This window comes from Collinsella aerofaciens, assembly GCF_015670745.1.
GTDB classification, from domain to species: Bacteria; Actinomycetota; Coriobacteriia; order Coriobacteriales; family Coriobacteriaceae; genus Collinsella; species Collinsella aerofaciens_T.
In genome coordinates, this window is the sequence record NZ_JADPCH010000029.1 from 1 (window position 1) to 14,997 (window position 14,997).

General features: G+C 59.7%; 12 protein-coding genes. 11 read left to right on the top strand and 1 reads right to left on the bottom strand.

What is annotated here, in order from left to right; genetic code table 11:
- Positions 1-702 precede the first annotated feature (702 nt).
- Positions 703-1,665, top strand: a complete 963-nt coding sequence (gene arcC, locus I4W07_RS08730) for a carbamate kinase (RefSeq protein WP_196026384.1) — start codon at positions 703-705, stop codon at positions 1,663-1,665.
- Between the two features lie 134 nt (positions 1,666-1,799).
- Here the strand turns inward: arcC and I4W07_RS09210 are convergent, their stop codons facing one another.
- Complete coding sequence (locus I4W07_RS09210) at positions 1,800-2,801, bottom strand: C39 family peptidase (protein WP_229090551.1); 1,002 nt, start codon at positions 2,799-2,801, stop codon at positions 1,800-1,802.
- A 355-nt stretch (positions 2,802-3,156) separates the two neighbouring features.
- Between I4W07_RS09210 and I4W07_RS08740 the strand changes: the two genes are divergently transcribed.
- From I4W07_RS08740 to I4W07_RS08785, 10 genes are all read left to right on the top strand, one after another.
- Positions 3,157-4,608, top strand: a complete 1,452-nt coding sequence (locus I4W07_RS08740; RefSeq protein WP_196026385.1) for an APC family permease — start codon at positions 3,157-3,159, stop codon at positions 4,606-4,608.
- A gap of 131 nt (positions 4,609-4,739) precedes the next feature.
- The gene (locus tag I4W07_RS08745; RefSeq protein WP_055285286.1) at positions 4,740-6,017 is read left to right on the top strand and encodes a metal-dependent hydrolase family protein; all 1,278 of its coding nucleotides are present in this window, start codon (positions 4,740-4,742) and stop codon (positions 6,015-6,017) included.
- Between the two features lie 112 nt (positions 6,018-6,129).
- A complete protein-coding gene (locus I4W07_RS08750) occupies positions 6,130-7,521 on the top strand; it encodes a sensor histidine kinase (protein ID WP_117786915.1) in 1,392 nt (463 codons plus the stop codon).
- Positions 7,522-7,559: 38 nt separating this feature from the next.
- The gene (locus I4W07_RS08755; protein ID WP_006235161.1) at positions 7,560-8,294 is read left to right on the top strand and encodes a LytR/AlgR family response regulator transcription factor; all 735 of its coding nucleotides are present in this window, start codon (positions 7,560-7,562) and stop codon (positions 8,292-8,294) included.
- Between the two features lie 92 nt (positions 8,295-8,386).
- A complete protein-coding gene (locus I4W07_RS08760) occupies positions 8,387-9,331 on the top strand; it encodes a zinc dependent phospholipase C family protein (RefSeq protein WP_196026386.1) in 945 nt (314 codons plus the stop codon).
- A gap of 101 nt (positions 9,332-9,432) precedes the next feature.
- Positions 9,433-10,692 (top strand): MFS transporter, encoded by a 1,260-nt coding sequence (locus tag I4W07_RS08765; protein WP_006235159.1) that lies wholly within the window; start codon positions 9,433-9,435, stop codon positions 10,690-10,692.
- A gap of 172 nt (positions 10,693-10,864) precedes the next feature.
- Entirely contained in the window at positions 10,865-12,052 is a 1,188-nt protein-coding gene (locus I4W07_RS08770; RefSeq protein WP_196026387.1) for a glycosyltransferase, read from the top strand.
- Entirely contained in the window at positions 12,049-13,392 is a 1,344-nt protein-coding gene (locus I4W07_RS08775; RefSeq protein ID WP_196026388.1) for a histidine kinase, read from the top strand. Before I4W07_RS08770 ends, I4W07_RS08775 begins: the two co-directional genes overlap by 4 nt.
- A gap of 72 nt (positions 13,393-13,464) precedes the next feature.
- The gene (locus I4W07_RS08780; protein ID WP_022094115.1) at positions 13,465-14,181 is read left to right on the top strand and encodes a LytR/AlgR family response regulator transcription factor; all 717 of its coding nucleotides are present in this window, start codon (positions 13,465-13,467) and stop codon (positions 14,179-14,181) included.
- A gap of 95 nt (positions 14,182-14,276) precedes the next feature.
- Entirely contained in the window at positions 14,277-14,744 is a 468-nt protein-coding gene (locus I4W07_RS08785) for a YfcE family phosphodiesterase (RefSeq protein WP_117821523.1), read from the top strand.
- Positions 14,745-14,997: the final 253 nt, after the last annotated feature.

The following is a 14,997-nucleotide window of genomic DNA, read 5'->3' on the forward strand; positions in this document are numbered from 1 at the left end:
GCCTCGCTCGAAGAGCCCGATTGCCGCCTTCCTGGCCTCGATGTCGTGCTTCACCCTCAAGTCGACACGCATAAAAAGCCTCCCATTTCTCATGTCCAAGAAATGGGAGGCAGTTCACACTATGTGCGGCGGGGGTTCTTTCGTCCTGCGGAGTGTCCGCGAAGGTCAGCCCTCAAATCCTGCTACGACTACGTCCTTGGATTGTGTGGGCGGATGAAGGACGTAGTTGGCCGGGTATTCCGTCCCTTTCGCTGTTTCGCGGCTTTGCCGCGAAACCTCGCGCCACTTTGGGGATGGATGGGGGCGTGGTTGTTGCCGCCTTTTCGGAGCGCTTCTTTATTCCTTTTGCTGGATGAAAAGCCCCTTGTTTTTGCAGGGGTGCATACTCGACTTATAAGTGCATAGAATCTCGTATAGCGCGAGTAAGATATTGCGCTGTCCGTTTTGTGTTTAGCAGAGATGTAGTTTGCATAATCCGACATAATCCTCGCTTCATTTAAATAAAGTCGCACGTAAATTACGTAGATATGTCTGAGCTGGAGTTCTGTACGCTGAGCGGATAAAAACGACCGTTCACCGTTCCGCTATTTTCAAAATGAATAAAATGAGCGATAAAGAGAATATAAACCTTAATAAACTCGCGTATCGCACGGACGCGGGTTATTAATGGGTTGTAGGCCTTTTACAGAAAGGATTCCAGCAATGTCTAAGCCTCTTGGCAAGCCCGATCGTATTGTCGTCGCCCTTGGCGGCAACGCCCTCGGCAACAACCCCGTCGAGCAGATCGAGGCCGTGAGCAACACCGCCCACGCTCTCCTCGGTCTCATCGAGCAGGGCAATGAGATCATCATCACCCACGGCAACGGCCCGCAGGTCGGCATGATCCAGAACGCCTTCGCCGCTGCCCACGATGCCATCGGTACCCCCGAGATGCCGCTGCCCGAGTGCGGCGCCATGTCCCAGGGCTACATTGGTTATCACCTACAGCAGGGCATCGGCCGCGAGATGCACAAGCGCTATAAGCGTTGGCACGCCGCCACCGTCGTCACCCAGATCGAGTGCGATCCGGATGATCCCGCGTTCAAGAACCCGACCAAGCCGATCGGCCCCTTCTACACCGAGGAGCAGGCCAAGGAGTTCATGGCCGAGGATCCCTCCAAGGTCTTCGTCGAGGATTCCGGCCGCGGCTGGCGTCGCGTCGTCGCTTCCCCCGATCCCAAGAAGATCGTCGAGGCTGACTCCATCCTCAACCTGCTCGACAACGAGTTCATCGTCATCGCCTGCGGTGGCGGCGGCATCCCCGTCGTCCGCGACTACGAGAACAAGGGCTGCTACAAGGGCGTTCCCGCCGTCATCGACAAGGACCTGGGCGGCGAGCTGCTGGCCGAGGACTGCGACGCCGACGTTCTGTTCCTGCTGACCGCCGTTGAGCATGTCGCCATCAACTTTGGCAGGCCCAACCAGGAGGAGCTCGAGGACATCACCGCCGACGAGGCCGAGCGCCTGGCCGACGAGGGCCAGTTCGGCAAGGGTTCCATGGAGCCCAAGGTCCGCGCTGCCATCAAGTTCGCCCGTTCCCGCAAGGGCCGCACCTGCATCATCGGCGCCCTGGACAAGGCCGCCGAGACCATGGCCGGCCTCTCCGGTACCCGCATCCACGAGTAGTCTCTACTCTGTTGCCTCTCTCGTGGGCGCCAGGCAAGGCGCCCACAAACTAGCCTCTCTTCATGAGCCCCGCAGTCCGCTCCGACTGCGGGGCTTTTGCTATTCACCTAGTCATTGGGGACGTTCTTAAATGACTAGTAGTAGGCCCACATGGCTTCGACTTCGTTGAGGACCTCTACGACGCCCCAGCGGCGGGCGCTGCGGCTGGCCGAGTTGGGGTCGTAGACGCCAATCTGATTGGCATCGTCGATGCCGTAGAGCACGATGTAGTGGCCTACGTTGGTAAACGTACCGGGGCGCACTGCGGCGATGACGGGCGCACCCGAGCGAAGTGCTTGGGTAATCGATTCGCGATCGTTATAGAGCTGTGTTCCGTTGAGCCCTAGCTGCCACGCACCGCCTGTCATAAACGACCACTCGGTGGCACCGGTGGGGGCGTAGTTGCCGGCTTCGGCCAGTGCGCATATATCGACCGGCGTCTTATCGGTGTGGCCGGTCTTAAAGATATAGACCATGGTGAGGCAAGTGGGACCGCAAGCGTTTTCGCGAATAGTGCCACCGGCATAGGGCAGCTCCGACCATGCGGGGTCAATTTGGTAGATGTGGGGCATGGCGCCGGCCTGCCATTGCGAGCGTGGGGTCGAGAACGCAAAGGAGTAACCGGGCGCGACGGGAGCTTTAAGCAGCTTGTCCTCGGCAGTGGGCTCAAGACCGGCTGATCCGTGGGAGATACAGGATCCCAAAAACACAAAGACGAGGCAGGCGGCGATGGAGCAAAGCGCAAGGCGTAGGCGGCGGGCCGGAAGCGCGTGGCTTGTGGTGTGCGACGCGGGGTGAGGGGCGGAATTGCCGCGATCGCGTTGAGGTCGCGAAAAGGAGCGCTTGACGTAGTAGTCGGTCTTACGGCGATCGTAGCGGCGTGGTTGCAATGTGTCGGTCTGACGTTGGCGTGTGCTCGTACTCACGCGGTCTGACTGCTGCACGGTACGGCTTTGCTGCCGCGAAGAAGCCCCGGGCTGCTCTTGGGGGCGCTGCGGGTTGTCGTTGTCGGAGGTGCTTCTGGGCGTTGGCGTGGTGCGGCCGGCAAGGCGCACGCTTTGTGGCCGTTGGTCGCCGTCATTGTATCCGTATGCCATTCGAATCACCTTGCCTCATATGTAACTTGTCTATCCTACATAAAAAGATGCACGACACATGGGTATGTGCGCCAAAAGCCTGACAAATGGTATGAACGTTGCCGCGCCGCGCGCCAAGCGTCACGGCAACAGGTCTTCAAAAGCAGACAAGATGAAAGCGTCCAAGACGAATGACGTCTTCCGCCGTTCGTCCCAAAAACGGCGCCGCTCGTTTTGCAGTTCTGCCTTCGGTCGAGCTACAAGTGGCGCTGCTGCGCCAAGGCCGTATCTTAAAGCCATGGAATAAAAGCGCGCGGCAAAACGGACCGCGCAAGGGGTGACGCCAAGGGGCGTCAAAAAGGAAAGGAGGGGAACAATGGCGGACAAGAACGCAGAGGTTGCAGTCGAGGATAACGGCGGCATGAAGAAAACGCTCTCGCTCTGGAACTTCTTCACCATCGGTTTCGGTGCCATCATCGGTACCGGTTGGGTTCTGCAGGTCGGCGACTGGATGGTCGTGGGCGGCGGTCCCGTTCCCGCTATGATCGCATTCCTCTTGGGTGCAATCTTCCTCGTGCCCGTCGGAGCTGTTTTCGGTGAGCTCACGGCTGCTATCCCCATCTCGGGCGGCATCGTCGAGTATGTCGATCGTAGCTTTGGCCGTACACTGAGCTACATCACCGGATGGCTTTTGGCCCTGGGCAACGGCATCCTGTGCCCGTGGGAGGCCATCGCTATTTCGACCCTCGTGTCCGAGATGTTCGGCAGCCTGCCCGGCCTTGAGTGGCTGCGCGCCGTCAAGCTCTACACCATCTTGGGGGCCGACGTCTACCTGTTCCCGACGCTGATCGCGCTCGGCTTTGCAGTCTACGTCATCTTCCTCAACTTCCGCGGCGCCAGCTCGGCCGCCAAGCTCCAGGCCTTCCTGACCAAGGCTCTGCTCTGCGGCATGCTGCTCGCCATGGGCGTCTCGCTGTTCACCGGCTCGCCGGACAACGCCATGCCCGTGTTCTCCCAGGTCACCGGCGCTGGCGGCGGCAAGGCCGCTACCGAGAGCACCAGCCTGTTTGCCGGCATCGTGTCGGTCTTGGTTCTGACTCCGTTCTTCTACGCCGGCTTCGACACCATTCCTCAGCAGGCTGAGGAAGCAGCCGAGGGCCTCAACTGGAACAAGTTCGGCAAGATCATCTCCCTGGCTCTGCTGGCCGCCGGCGGCTTCTACATGGTCTGCATCTACTCGTTCGGCACCATCCTCGACTGGCACGAGTTTGTTAAGAGCCCGGTTCCTGCGCTTGCCTGCCTCAAGGGCATCAACATGCTTCTGTACCTGGCCATGCTCGTCATCGCCACGCTTGGACCCATGGGCCCGATGAACTCCTTCTACGGCGCCACGAGCCGCATCATGCTCGCCATGGGCCGCAAGGGCCAGCTGCCCGAGCAGTTCGCCGAGGTCGACCCCAAGTCCGGCGCTCCCAAGCTTGCCTGCGTCGTTCTGGGCGTCATCACCGTCGTCGGTCCGTTCCTGGGCAAGAACATGCTCATCCCTCTGACCAACGTGTCGGCTCTCGCCTTCATCTTCTCCTGCGGCATGGTCGCCCTCGCTTGCCTGCGCATGCGCTTCACCGAGCCCGACCTGCCTCGTCCCTACGAGGTGCCCGGCGGCAAGTTTGGCATCGGCCTCGCTATCGCTGCCTGCGCCATCATCATCGGCCTGCTCGTGATTCCGTTCTCTCCCGCCTCTCTCAACATGGTGGAGTGGAGCATCGTAATCGGCTGGCTGGTCGTCGGCCTGGCTCTCATGGCCTTCACCAATTCCCGCAAAAAGTAACGCCGAGCCGGGGCGGATCAGGTGCGCGGGCCCCTCTCTTCCGCGCACCGAACCCGGCGCCACTTGGGTAGCTTTGTGAGGCCTTAACCCAACACGGCCTCGCCCACTATATGGATCCATAAGGAGGAACCATGTCCACTAAGTATGCAATCGTTGGCGGCAAGCTCATCGACGGTACCGGTGCCGAGCCGGTCGAGAACTCCCTCGTTCTCGTCGACGACAACGGCAAGATCGAGTACGCCGGTGCTATGCAGGACCTTCCCGAGGGCGTTGAGGTTATCGACGCCGCCGGCAAGACTGTCCTTCCCGGCCTGATCGACACCCACCTGCACTTCTCGGGCAACTTGACTGACGATGACACCGACTGGGTCATGCAGCCGCTCCTCGAGAAGCAGGCCGTCGCCGTCAAGCAGGCCTATGACTGCCTCACCCACGGCCTCACCACCGTCTGCGAGATCGGCCGCTTTGGTATCCAGATCCGTGACTGCATCGACAAGGGCGTCTTCAAGGGCCCGCGCGTTCTGGCCACCGGCCTTGGCTTCTGCCGCGTTGCCGGCCACGGCGACTCCCACCACTGCAGCCAGGAGCTCAACAAGGAATCGCACCCCTGGGGCGATCAGGTCGACGGTCCTTGGGATCTGCGCAAGGCCGTCCGTCGTCGCCTGCGCGAGAACCCCGATGCCATCAAGATCTGGGCTACCGGTGGCGGCATCTGGCGCTGGGACTCCGGCCGCGACCAGCACTACTGCTCCGAGGAGATTCAGGCCGTGGTCGAAGAGGCCAAGATGGTCGGCATCCCCGTGTGGAGCCACTGCTACAACAACCACGCCGCTGCCTACGATTCCGTTCGCTTTGGCTGCGAGCAGCTGATTCACGGCTTCGATATCGATGAGCGCACCATGGACCTCATGGCCGAGCAGGGCACCTTCTTCACCCCGACGATCGCCTTCCTGCCCACCTGGTACGCCACCTATCCGCCCGTCTACGTCCCCGAGCTGCACGACAAGTACGAGGGCACCTTGGTCGAGAAGGAGCTGCAGCGCAACTACGACTGCCTGCGCGAGGCCAAGAAGCGCGGCGTCGTCATGACGATCGGCTCCGACTCCTTCTCCTTCGTCACCCCGTACGGCACCTGCTCCATCGAGGAGATGTACGAGTTCGTCGACAAGATCGGCTTCACTCCGGTCGAGACCATCACCTGCGCCACCCTCAACGGTGCCAAGATGTGCCACATCGAGGACGAGACCGGTTCCATCGAGGCCGGCAAGTGCGCCGACCTGCTGGTCGTCAACGGTGACGTCGCCGCCGACATCCACGTGCTCAACACCGACAACATGGACGTCATCATGAAGGACGGCTGGATTGTCGAGGGCGGCACCTTCGGCGAGGCAAACAAGTACAGCGCCTAAGCTACCGTTCATCGATGGCTTGATGTAAAACACAGTATTTGATTGCATAATGCAATGGAGAGGGTCGCTTGCGGCCCTCTTTATTGCTATGGGGTGCGTCGGTAAGAAGGAGATGACGGTGGATCTCAATAGGCTGATTCTGGGCAAGAGCTACAACTCTACCAAGGTCTTTCGTACCGCTCAGCATGTGGTTCAAGCCATCTTGCTCGGTATTGTCGTTCCGCTGCTTATCCTGCTGCTCATCTGGGATCTAACCGATAATCCCAATCCCGTTCCGGCCGTTGTCGTCATTGCCGGCTTGGTCATGCTGTGCTTCTTCTTCTCGTACGTCTTTGTCGTTCCCGACGACCTCACATCGAGCGCAACCGACCGCACGCTCGCCATCGCTTCAAAAATATTCGCCTACACGTCGCGCGGCCTTACGCCCGAAGCTGCCCTGGGCGCCTCTAAGATCATCCTGTCCGAAACTATCGCCTCTGCCATCTGCTTTACCGACGGCAAGCAGGTGTTGGCAAGCTGGGGCGAGGACTCGGCAAAATGCCCCGCGGGCACCCCGGTGGTGCTGCGGACTACGCTCAACGTGATCAACAGCGGTGAGCAAAGCGTGTTCTCGCGCGATGCCTCGACCGAGACAGGTGGCTACTTTCCGCGCCTGCGCGCCGGTATTGTCGCACCGCTTACCGTGCGCGGGCATTGCGTGGGCACGCTCGAGCTGTATTATCCCCGTCTGAGCAGCATCGATATGCGCCAGACGGCGCTTGCCTCGGGCTTTGCCGACCTCATTTCCACGCAGCTTGCGAGCTTTGAGCTCGAGCGCCAGGACGAGCTTACGGCCCGCGTGGAGCTGCGCGCCTTGCAATCGCAGGTCGATCCTCATTTTCTGTTTAACACCATCAGCACCATCGTGTCGCTCGTTCGAACCGAGCCCGACAAGGCGCGATCGCTGCTGATCGACTTCTCCAACTACTACCGTCAGACGCTTTCTGATTCCGATACCCTCACAACGCTCGAGCACGAGGTGGAACAGGGCACTCGCTATATCAATCTTATGCAGGCTCGTTATGGCGACGGCCGTCTGCGCGTCTCGGTCGATATCGACTTTGAGGTGCGCGATTGCATGGTGCCGCCGTTTATCTTGCAGCCGTTGCTCGAAAACTGCATCAAGCACGCGCAGCGCGAGACCGAGCCGCTTTCTATTCATGTTAGGGCTTTCGAGACCGATGACGGTTTGGAGATCATCGTCGAGGACGACGGCATCGGTATGAGCGAAGAAGTCTGCGCGCATCTGTTTGAGCAACATCGCCTGGAGGAGCCCGAGAGCATTACCGCCGACGGCTCCGTCAAGCGAGGTTGCGGCCTGGCGCTCTTCAACGTGCTTCAGCGCATCCATTTCTTTTACGGAGAAGATTCCGGCATGCGCGTGAAGTCCCAGGAGGGCGTGGGAACGCAGGTCATCGTCGAGCTGAACGGCGAGCCGCATGAGCCGGCGCCGTTGACGGCGTAGCACGCGGTTGGATTGAGAGAAAAAGAGGGGAAGCACATATGTCCGAAGGCTGGAACATCTTGGTGGTTGATGACGAACCTCCCATTAGGGCTGAGCTACGCTATCTGTTGGAAAAGGATACGCGTGTGGGCCAGATTGCCGAGGCGGGCAATGTCACCGAGGCCGTGGAGTCGATTCTCTCGAACAAGCCCAACGTGTTGTTTTTGGACATCACGATGCCCGGCCGCTCGGGAATTGAGCTTGCCGAGACGCTGCAGAACCTAAAGACGCCGCCGGTGGTTGTGTTTGTGACGGCGTTTGCCGAGTTTGCCGCCGATGCGTATAACCTCGATGCGGTCGACTATGTCGTCAAGCCGGTCGAGGACGCACGCCTGTCAAAGGCACTCGACAAGATCGAGGCAGCCTTGGGTGCCCGTCGTGTTATCCACGCTCCGCGCCAGCCTTTGCGTCTGACGGTGGACCGCGGGGGCAAAAAGGTGTTCATTCCCGCCGCAGACGTCTGCTACTTTGAGGCGCGCGCCGATTTTTGCAACGCCATCTGCGCCGAGGGAACGTACCTGATCAATGAGTCGATCTCTTCGCTCGAGCGTCGCTTGGTCTCCGAGGGCTTTATTCGCGTTCATCGCAGCTATCTGGTCAATTTGGAAGACGTGCACAATGTCGAGATCGGTTCCACGGGTCTTATGGAGCTCAGACTCGATCGCGTAACCTCGACGGTGCCCGTGTCCCGCCGTCGCGCTGCCGAGGTTAAAGCACACTTGGGGCTTGCGTAGACGGTCTGCGTGCCGTCGTTTACCATCGCAGGTTTGGCATGGGCGCGCGGTGGGCATAATGGGTGGCATCGAATGAAATCGAAAGGATCATTATGCCCGCGCTTATCACCCATCATCTGTTTGGCGAGGAAAGCATCGACCGTCTTCCACAGGGCGTCGTCACGTCCGATGAAGAGCGCATTGCCTTTATCTTGGGCAACCAAGGCCCCGACCCGTTTTTCTTTCACATTCTGACACCGCGTGTTTCCGACTGCACGCTGCTGGCGCAGGTCATGCATCGGTCGCGCATGTCTCGTCAGTTTGCGTGCCTGCGCGACGGCGTGTCGCATCTGCTGCCGCGCGACGCCAGCTTGGGTCGTGCCTTTGCGCTGGGCCTGCTGTCTCATTACGTGCTCGACCGCAACGCCCATCCCTTTGTCTATGAGCAGCAGTTTGGCATTGTCGAGTCCGATTCAGAGCTTGAGGATTCGAGCAGTCAGGTCCATGCCGTGATCGAGAGCGACCTGGATGTGCTGATGCTGCAGCTTAAACGCGATGGCGCTACGGTTGACGATTACCCGCCGGCGGGCGAGATCGTCACCACCGATCGCATCAATCGCGTGGCCGGCGTGCTGATGAGCTATGTTGCCGGACGCGTGTACGGCATTGACATTCCGGCGGGGGAGTACGGTGCTGCCGTTGCCAATATGCAGCGACTTTACCGCGCGATTGAGCCGGCCGGCTCCGCAAAGACGCGCGCGATCTCGCTGGTTGAGGGCTTGGTGCACGATTACTCGCTGCTCGACGGCCTTGCTCATCGCGTGACGACGGAGTTGCCCGAGCGCACCGGTAACCTGGGCCATCTGACATGGAAGAATCCCTTTACCGACGAGGTCTCGAACGAGAGTTTCCCCGAGGTCTTTGATCGCGCGCTGGGCGATTACGAGTGCACGGTCGCACGTTTTATCGAGACCGGTGACATGGATGCCGTGACCAGTCACGTCAACTACAGCGGTCGCGTGCTCAATGCCGATGAGGAGTTCGACCGCGAGGAATAGGGCCCGTGCGTGCCCCTTTGCCGAATCCTTACCGGCGGTTCTGGACAATTGGGGTACGATGAACTAACTGCATATCGGGCGAATACGAAGGGTCCCTGTCCATGAAATACACCAAGCTCGAGCGTAACTGGGTTATGTATGATGTGGGCAATTCGGCCCTCGTGCTGCTCAATACCTCGGTGGTGCCCATTTACTTTAACGCCATCAATACCGGCGCTTCCTCGGCCGACCTGGTGGTCGCCTGGGGCAATGCGCAGACGATCGCCTCGCTGGTCATCGCCATGCTCATGCCCATTCTGGGCGCGCTTGCCGACTACGCCGGCAACAAGATCAAGTTCTTCTTGGGCTTCTTCCTCACGGGCCTGGTGCTTTGCTTGGCGCAGGCTATCCCAATGTCCGCCATGGCATTTTTGACCGTGTACGTGCTGTGCACCATCGGCCTTAACTCTTCTATGACGTTCTACGACGCCATGCTGCCCGACATTACCACCGACGAGCGCATGGACGCCGTGTCCAGCTCGGGCTATGCCTGGGGCTACATCGGTTCCACCGTGCCGTTCGTCATCTGCCTGGCGCTCATCATGGGTGGCCCCGCTCTTGGCGTCCCTACCATGCTGGCAACGCGTCTGTCGTTTATCATCACTGGTGCCTGGTGGCTCATCTTTACCCTGCCGCTCATTCGCACCTATAAGCAAAAGTACGGTCGCGAGCGCGGTCCCGAGGACACCATCGGCCACATCGTGGGCGGTGTGTTCTCCGAGGTCGGACACACCATGCGCGAGATCGCCCACAACAAGACCGTGCTGGTCTACATGATTGCGTTCTTCTTCTATATCGACGGTGTGCACACGGTCATTTCCATGGCTACCAGCTACGGCTCGGCTTTGGGCATCGATTCGACCCAGTTGGTCCTGGCGCTGCTCGTCACGCAGTTCGTGGCCTTTCCGTCCGCCATCATCTACGGCAAGCTCGCCGGACGCGTGGGCACGCTCAACATGATCCTGGTGGCAGTCGCCGCCTACATGGGCATTGTGCTGTTCGCCGCGTTCTTCCTAAAGACCGCCTTTGAATTCTGGGTGCTTGCCATTATGGTCGGCCTGTTCCAGGGCGGCGTGCAGGCGCTTAGCCGTAGCTACTTTGGTCGCATTATCCCCAAGGAAAAGTCCAACGAGTACTACGGCTTCTTTGACATCTTCGGTCGCTATGCAAGCGTCATGGGCACTTTCCTAGTGTCGGTCGTCACCTCGCTGACCGGCAACCCGTCGCTGGGCGTCCTTTCCATTGGCGTGCTGCTGATCGTTGGCTTTATGCTGCTGGTCCGCCTGTCCCGCATGACTCGGGCGGCAGAGCATGCCGCATAGGAGCGAGCGGCTATTGTGCCTGTCCACGGTACTCTTTTGGGGGTTATCCGCAATAAACATTGCGACTTACGAGCAATGATTTGCCCAAGTGGGTATGATGGAATCAGCTAGGTCGCGGGGCGTCGCCTGTGTTTGGCGGCGTCCCGTTTTTGTGTTGCAGGGAGGGTAAGGCATGAACGCCACAGTCGTGATTCCAACGTATTGGGCGGGCGATGACGCTTGCGCAAACGCCCCTGGCACCTATGACCATTCGACGCGACTCAACGCCGACAATCCCGAACTCGACCGCTGCCTGGCCTCGCTTGAGCAGGTACGTGACATCCCGCGCATCATCCTTTTGGTGGTCTGTCCCGTTTCTGCCACAGCCGATGTGTCGCTGCGCGTGCGCGAGATTGTCGACGCGCATCCCACGCTCAAGGTCACCGTTGTCACCAACACCCAGGCCTCGCGCATTGCAGACCGGGTTGCTCAGATCGCGCCCAAGGGTTCGGGCGAGTGCGTGAGCCTGCGAGGCTACGGTGCCATCCGCAACATGGGGCTAGCCTGTGCCGCTGTGCTGGGGCATGACGCGGTTATCTTTTTGGATGACGATGAGACTGTCATCGACGCCGACTTTATGAAGCGCGCGACCTATGCGTTGGGGCAGCAGACGCGTCAGGGCTTGCCGATCTTGGTCAAGAGCGGCTATTTCTACGATCGCGACGGCTCGCCGCTGGCTCCCACGGACAAGGCGGGCATCTGCCATCGTTGGTGGACCAAGCGCATCGAGTTCAACCGTTGGATGAAAAAGGCGCTCTCGGGCACCCGCATCTCGCGCTCCAACTACGTGTGCGGCGGCCTGATGGCCCTGCACGCCCGCGCCTTTACGCGTGTGGCCTTTGACCCGTTTATCACCCGCGGCGAGGACTTGGATTACCTCTTTAACATGCGCATGTTTGGCTACGACGTGTGGTTCGATAACGAGTGGACCGTGCGCCATCTGCCTCCGGAGTCCGAAAAGCGCTCACCGCGCTTTATGCAGGATGTATACCGTTGGTACTACGAACGGGCCAAGTTGACATTCGCCGCGCATCAAAAGGAGCTCATTCCCGTTACGGCGGCATCACTCATGCCCTACCCGGGCCCGTGGATTTCGCGCGAGCTCGACGACCGCGTGCGCAAGACCGCTATGGTCCGCAGCGTGTTTACCCGCGAGCATGAGGGCTACCTGCGCATCTGGCGCCACGGTATTGACGAGGCCAAGACCTACGCGCGCCAAAACGCCGCAAGCTACCTGCGTTTCCAGAGCTTTTGGCCCAAGATCATGGACGGGCTTTGGCGTGACGCACAACTGATCAGTATCCTGGAGGGGGCCGAATGATCGACCGCCGCGCCCAGCGCGATAGTTCAATATCAATCTTTCGCATCATTGCCGTTGCCTGCGCCATTTGCGTGCTGGTGTACTTTATTTTTGCCTTGGTGACCGGTATCGAGCCGATCGCCACGGTGATTGCCTGCGCGCTGCTGTGCATCTTTCTGTGCATCTTTATCTTTTTGACGCTCAATCCCGATTCGGTGCGCTCCCAGTACACCGAGGAGACGCTCTCGGTGGCCTCGGCCATGCTCGAGGACATTAAGGGCGGTCTGACGCAGGAGTCGGCGCGTTTGGTGTGCCGGCGCATTTTGCCCGAGACGCGCGCCATGACGGTGGCCATCACCGACGAGGGCAACGTGTTGGCCTGCGCGGGCGAGTTTGAGGAAAAACTACTGCCAGATTCTCCCATCCACACGCTTGCCACACGCTACGTTATCGAACATGGCATCGTGCAGTCGTTCAACCGTATGGTGGATGTCGTGGGCTCGGATGGCTCGCACAACCAAGTCCCCGCCGGCATTATCGCCCCCATCAAGGTGGGCGATCGTACCGTCGGCACGCTCAAGTTCTACTACAAGACCCCGCGCGCCGTCGACCGTACCCAGTACGCGCTTGCCTCGGGCTTTGCCGAGATCTTGTCCACGCAGCTCGCCATCCACGAGCTCGAGGTGCAAAAGGAACTCACGGCGCGCGCCGAGGTGCGTGCGCTGCAGGCGCAGATTAACCCGCACTTCCTGTTCAACACGCTGAACACCATTGCATCGTTTACGCGCACCGACCCGCTGCGGGCCCGCGAACTGCTTCGTGAGTTCTCATCGTTCTATCGTGCCACGCTCGACAACTCGGGATCGCTTATTCCGGTCTCGCGCGAGGTCGCACAGACCAGGCGCTACCTTACCTTTGAGAAGGCCCGCTTTGGCGAGGACCGCGTGCTTGCGACGTTCGATGTGTCCGAGGACGTGGAAGATACGCTGGTGCCGGCGTTCGTGATCCAGCCGATTGTCGAGAACGCCGTACGTCATGGTATGGGCGATGACGACGCCCTGAGGATCGACGTGACCGTTCACCAAGACGGCGAGGATGCAATCTTGATTGCCGTGGCCGATAATGGCGTGGGCATGGATGAGGGTACCGCCGCCAGACTGTTTGACGAGCGTTTTGCCCGTCCCGACGCCAGCTCTCCCCAGGGTGGCGGCGCCGGTGTGGCCATGCACAATATTTCGGAGCGCATCCATCGCTTTTATGGGCCGCACTCCTATACGCGTGTCGAATCGGCGCCGGGCAAGGGCACCAAAGTGCTCCTTCATCTTGATTTGTCAGAGAGCATCTTCGACATTCAAGAGTAAAATAAAAGGCTACGGGCTCAACGTCATGCGACGGATGCCCGGCGTAGTTAGTTGACGAAAGGTTTTATCCCTATGCTGCGTGCGATGATTGTGGATGATGAGGCGCCGGCTCGCTCGGAGCTTCGCTTCCTGCTCGAGCAAACGGGCAAGATCGGCACGATCACGGAGGCGTCGAGCGTCCGCTCCGCCATCGAGATGCTTATGGAAAGTCGCGTGGATGTCGTGTTTCTCGATATCTCGATGCCCGGTGCCTCGGGCCTGCAACTTGCCGAGGCGCTGCATAAGCTCAAAAATCCGCCGGCGATCGTGTTTGTGACTGCGTATAGTGACCATGCGGTCGAGGCATTCGACGTGGATGCCGTCGATTATCTGATGAAGCCGGTCGAGGAAGCTCGCTTGGATCGCGCGATCGAGAAGGTCATGCAACGCACCAAGCCGGTTACGGACAGCAAGGTGACCATCGAGCGTATCCCGGTGGAAAAGGGCGGCCGCAAGGTGCTCATTCCCGTGGACGACATTCGCTTTATCATGGCCAAGGACGATTACTCCTGCATCTATACCGTCGATGATCGCTTTTTGTCGACGACCTCGCTGGCGCAGTTTGAGGCCAAACTCTGCGACTTTGGCTTCTTCCGTGTTCACCGCCGCTATATCGTCAACTTGGCGTGCGTCACGGATGTGGAGACGGTGCCCTCGGGCGCCATCCAGCTGGGCATTACGGGCGTCGACGAACGCGTGCCGGTTTCGCGCCGCCGCGTCGTGCCGCTCAAGAAGGCTCTGAGTCTCTAGCACACTGGCCCCGCAGCCCTGTAGACCCATCGTCTGCGGAGCCGTGGGGCCTTTTTGTATGTATCTGCCGAATCGTTTTTTGCGGAAGGGATCCCATGAACAGTGCAAGCGCCAAGCGTATCGACATCATCTCGGACACCCACGGCTATCTTTCGCCTGCGCTCCTGGATGAGCTTGAGGGCGCAGACCTGATTATCCACGCCGGCGACCTCACGTCAGAGATGGACTACGAGCACCTATGCACCATCGCCCCCGTGCGGGCCGTACTGGGCAACAACGATTACTACCGCGACTACGGTCCCGATGTAGACCGTCTTGCGCTCTTTACCTACGAAGGCCTCAAATTCGCCGTAGCCCACTACCGCGAAGACCTTCCGGTGGGATCCGTAGACGTAGCCATCAACGGCCACACCCACGTAACCAAAGAAGCCCAAGTGGGCCGTTGCTTAGTCCTCAACCCGGGCAGCGCCAGCTACCCCAGAGGCACCCGAGGCCCCACCATGGCCAGAATGCTAGTAAAAGACGGCAAGATCATAAGTACCAAGTTTATTGACCTAGACTAACCGCAACAAAAACGGGGGATGCACAATGCATCCCCCGTTTTTCTTTGAGCCAAAGGCCGAAGTTCAACAAGATCCATCAGACCAACCCCGCCGAGGAGCACGCGGGCTAGCCGCGCAGCGGCGCACGCCCGCAAAACTGGTTGAATAATGTGACGGCAGGGAGGGTCTCCGGGGCTGAGGGCGGGGGTTAAGTTTGTCGCGAGTTCCGCACGCAAAGGAAAGCACTTAATGTGCTTTCCGTCTTGCGCAGGAC

Coding starts and splice junctions, on each gene's coding strand:
- I4W07_RS08785 (WP_117821523.1), top strand. CDS start 14,277: ATGAACAGTGCAAGCGCCAAGCGTATCGACATCATCTCGGACACCCAC.
- I4W07_RS08755 (WP_006235161.1), top strand. CDS start 7,560: ATGTCCGAAGGCTGGAACATCTTGGTGGTTGATGACGAACCTCCCATT.
- I4W07_RS08770 (WP_196026387.1), top strand. CDS start 10,865: ATGAACGCCACAGTCGTGATTCCAACGTATTGGGCGGGCGATGACGCT.
- I4W07_RS08745 (WP_055285286.1), top strand. CDS start 4,740: ATGTCCACTAAGTATGCAATCGTTGGCGGCAAGCTCATCGACGGTACC.
- I4W07_RS08775 (WP_196026388.1), top strand. CDS start 12,049: ATGATCGACCGCCGCGCCCAGCGCGATAGTTCAATATCAATCTTTCGC.
- I4W07_RS08740 (WP_196026385.1), top strand. CDS start 3,157: ATGGCGGACAAGAACGCAGAGGTTGCAGTCGAGGATAACGGCGGCATG.
- I4W07_RS08760 (WP_196026386.1), top strand. CDS start 8,387: ATGCCCGCGCTTATCACCCATCATCTGTTTGGCGAGGAAAGCATCGAC.
- I4W07_RS09210 (WP_229090551.1), bottom strand. CDS start 2,801: ATGGCATACGGATACAATGACGGCGACCAACGGCCACAAAGCGTGCGC.
- I4W07_RS08750 (WP_117786915.1), top strand. CDS start 6,130: ATGACGGTGGATCTCAATAGGCTGATTCTGGGCAAGAGCTACAACTCT.
- I4W07_RS08765 (WP_006235159.1), top strand. CDS start 9,433: ATGAAATACACCAAGCTCGAGCGTAACTGGGTTATGTATGATGTGGGC.
- I4W07_RS08780 (WP_022094115.1), top strand. CDS start 13,465: ATGCTGCGTGCGATGATTGTGGATGATGAGGCGCCGGCTCGCTCGGAG.
- arcC (WP_196026384.1), top strand. CDS start 703: ATGTCTAAGCCTCTTGGCAAGCCCGATCGTATTGTCGTCGCCCTTGGC.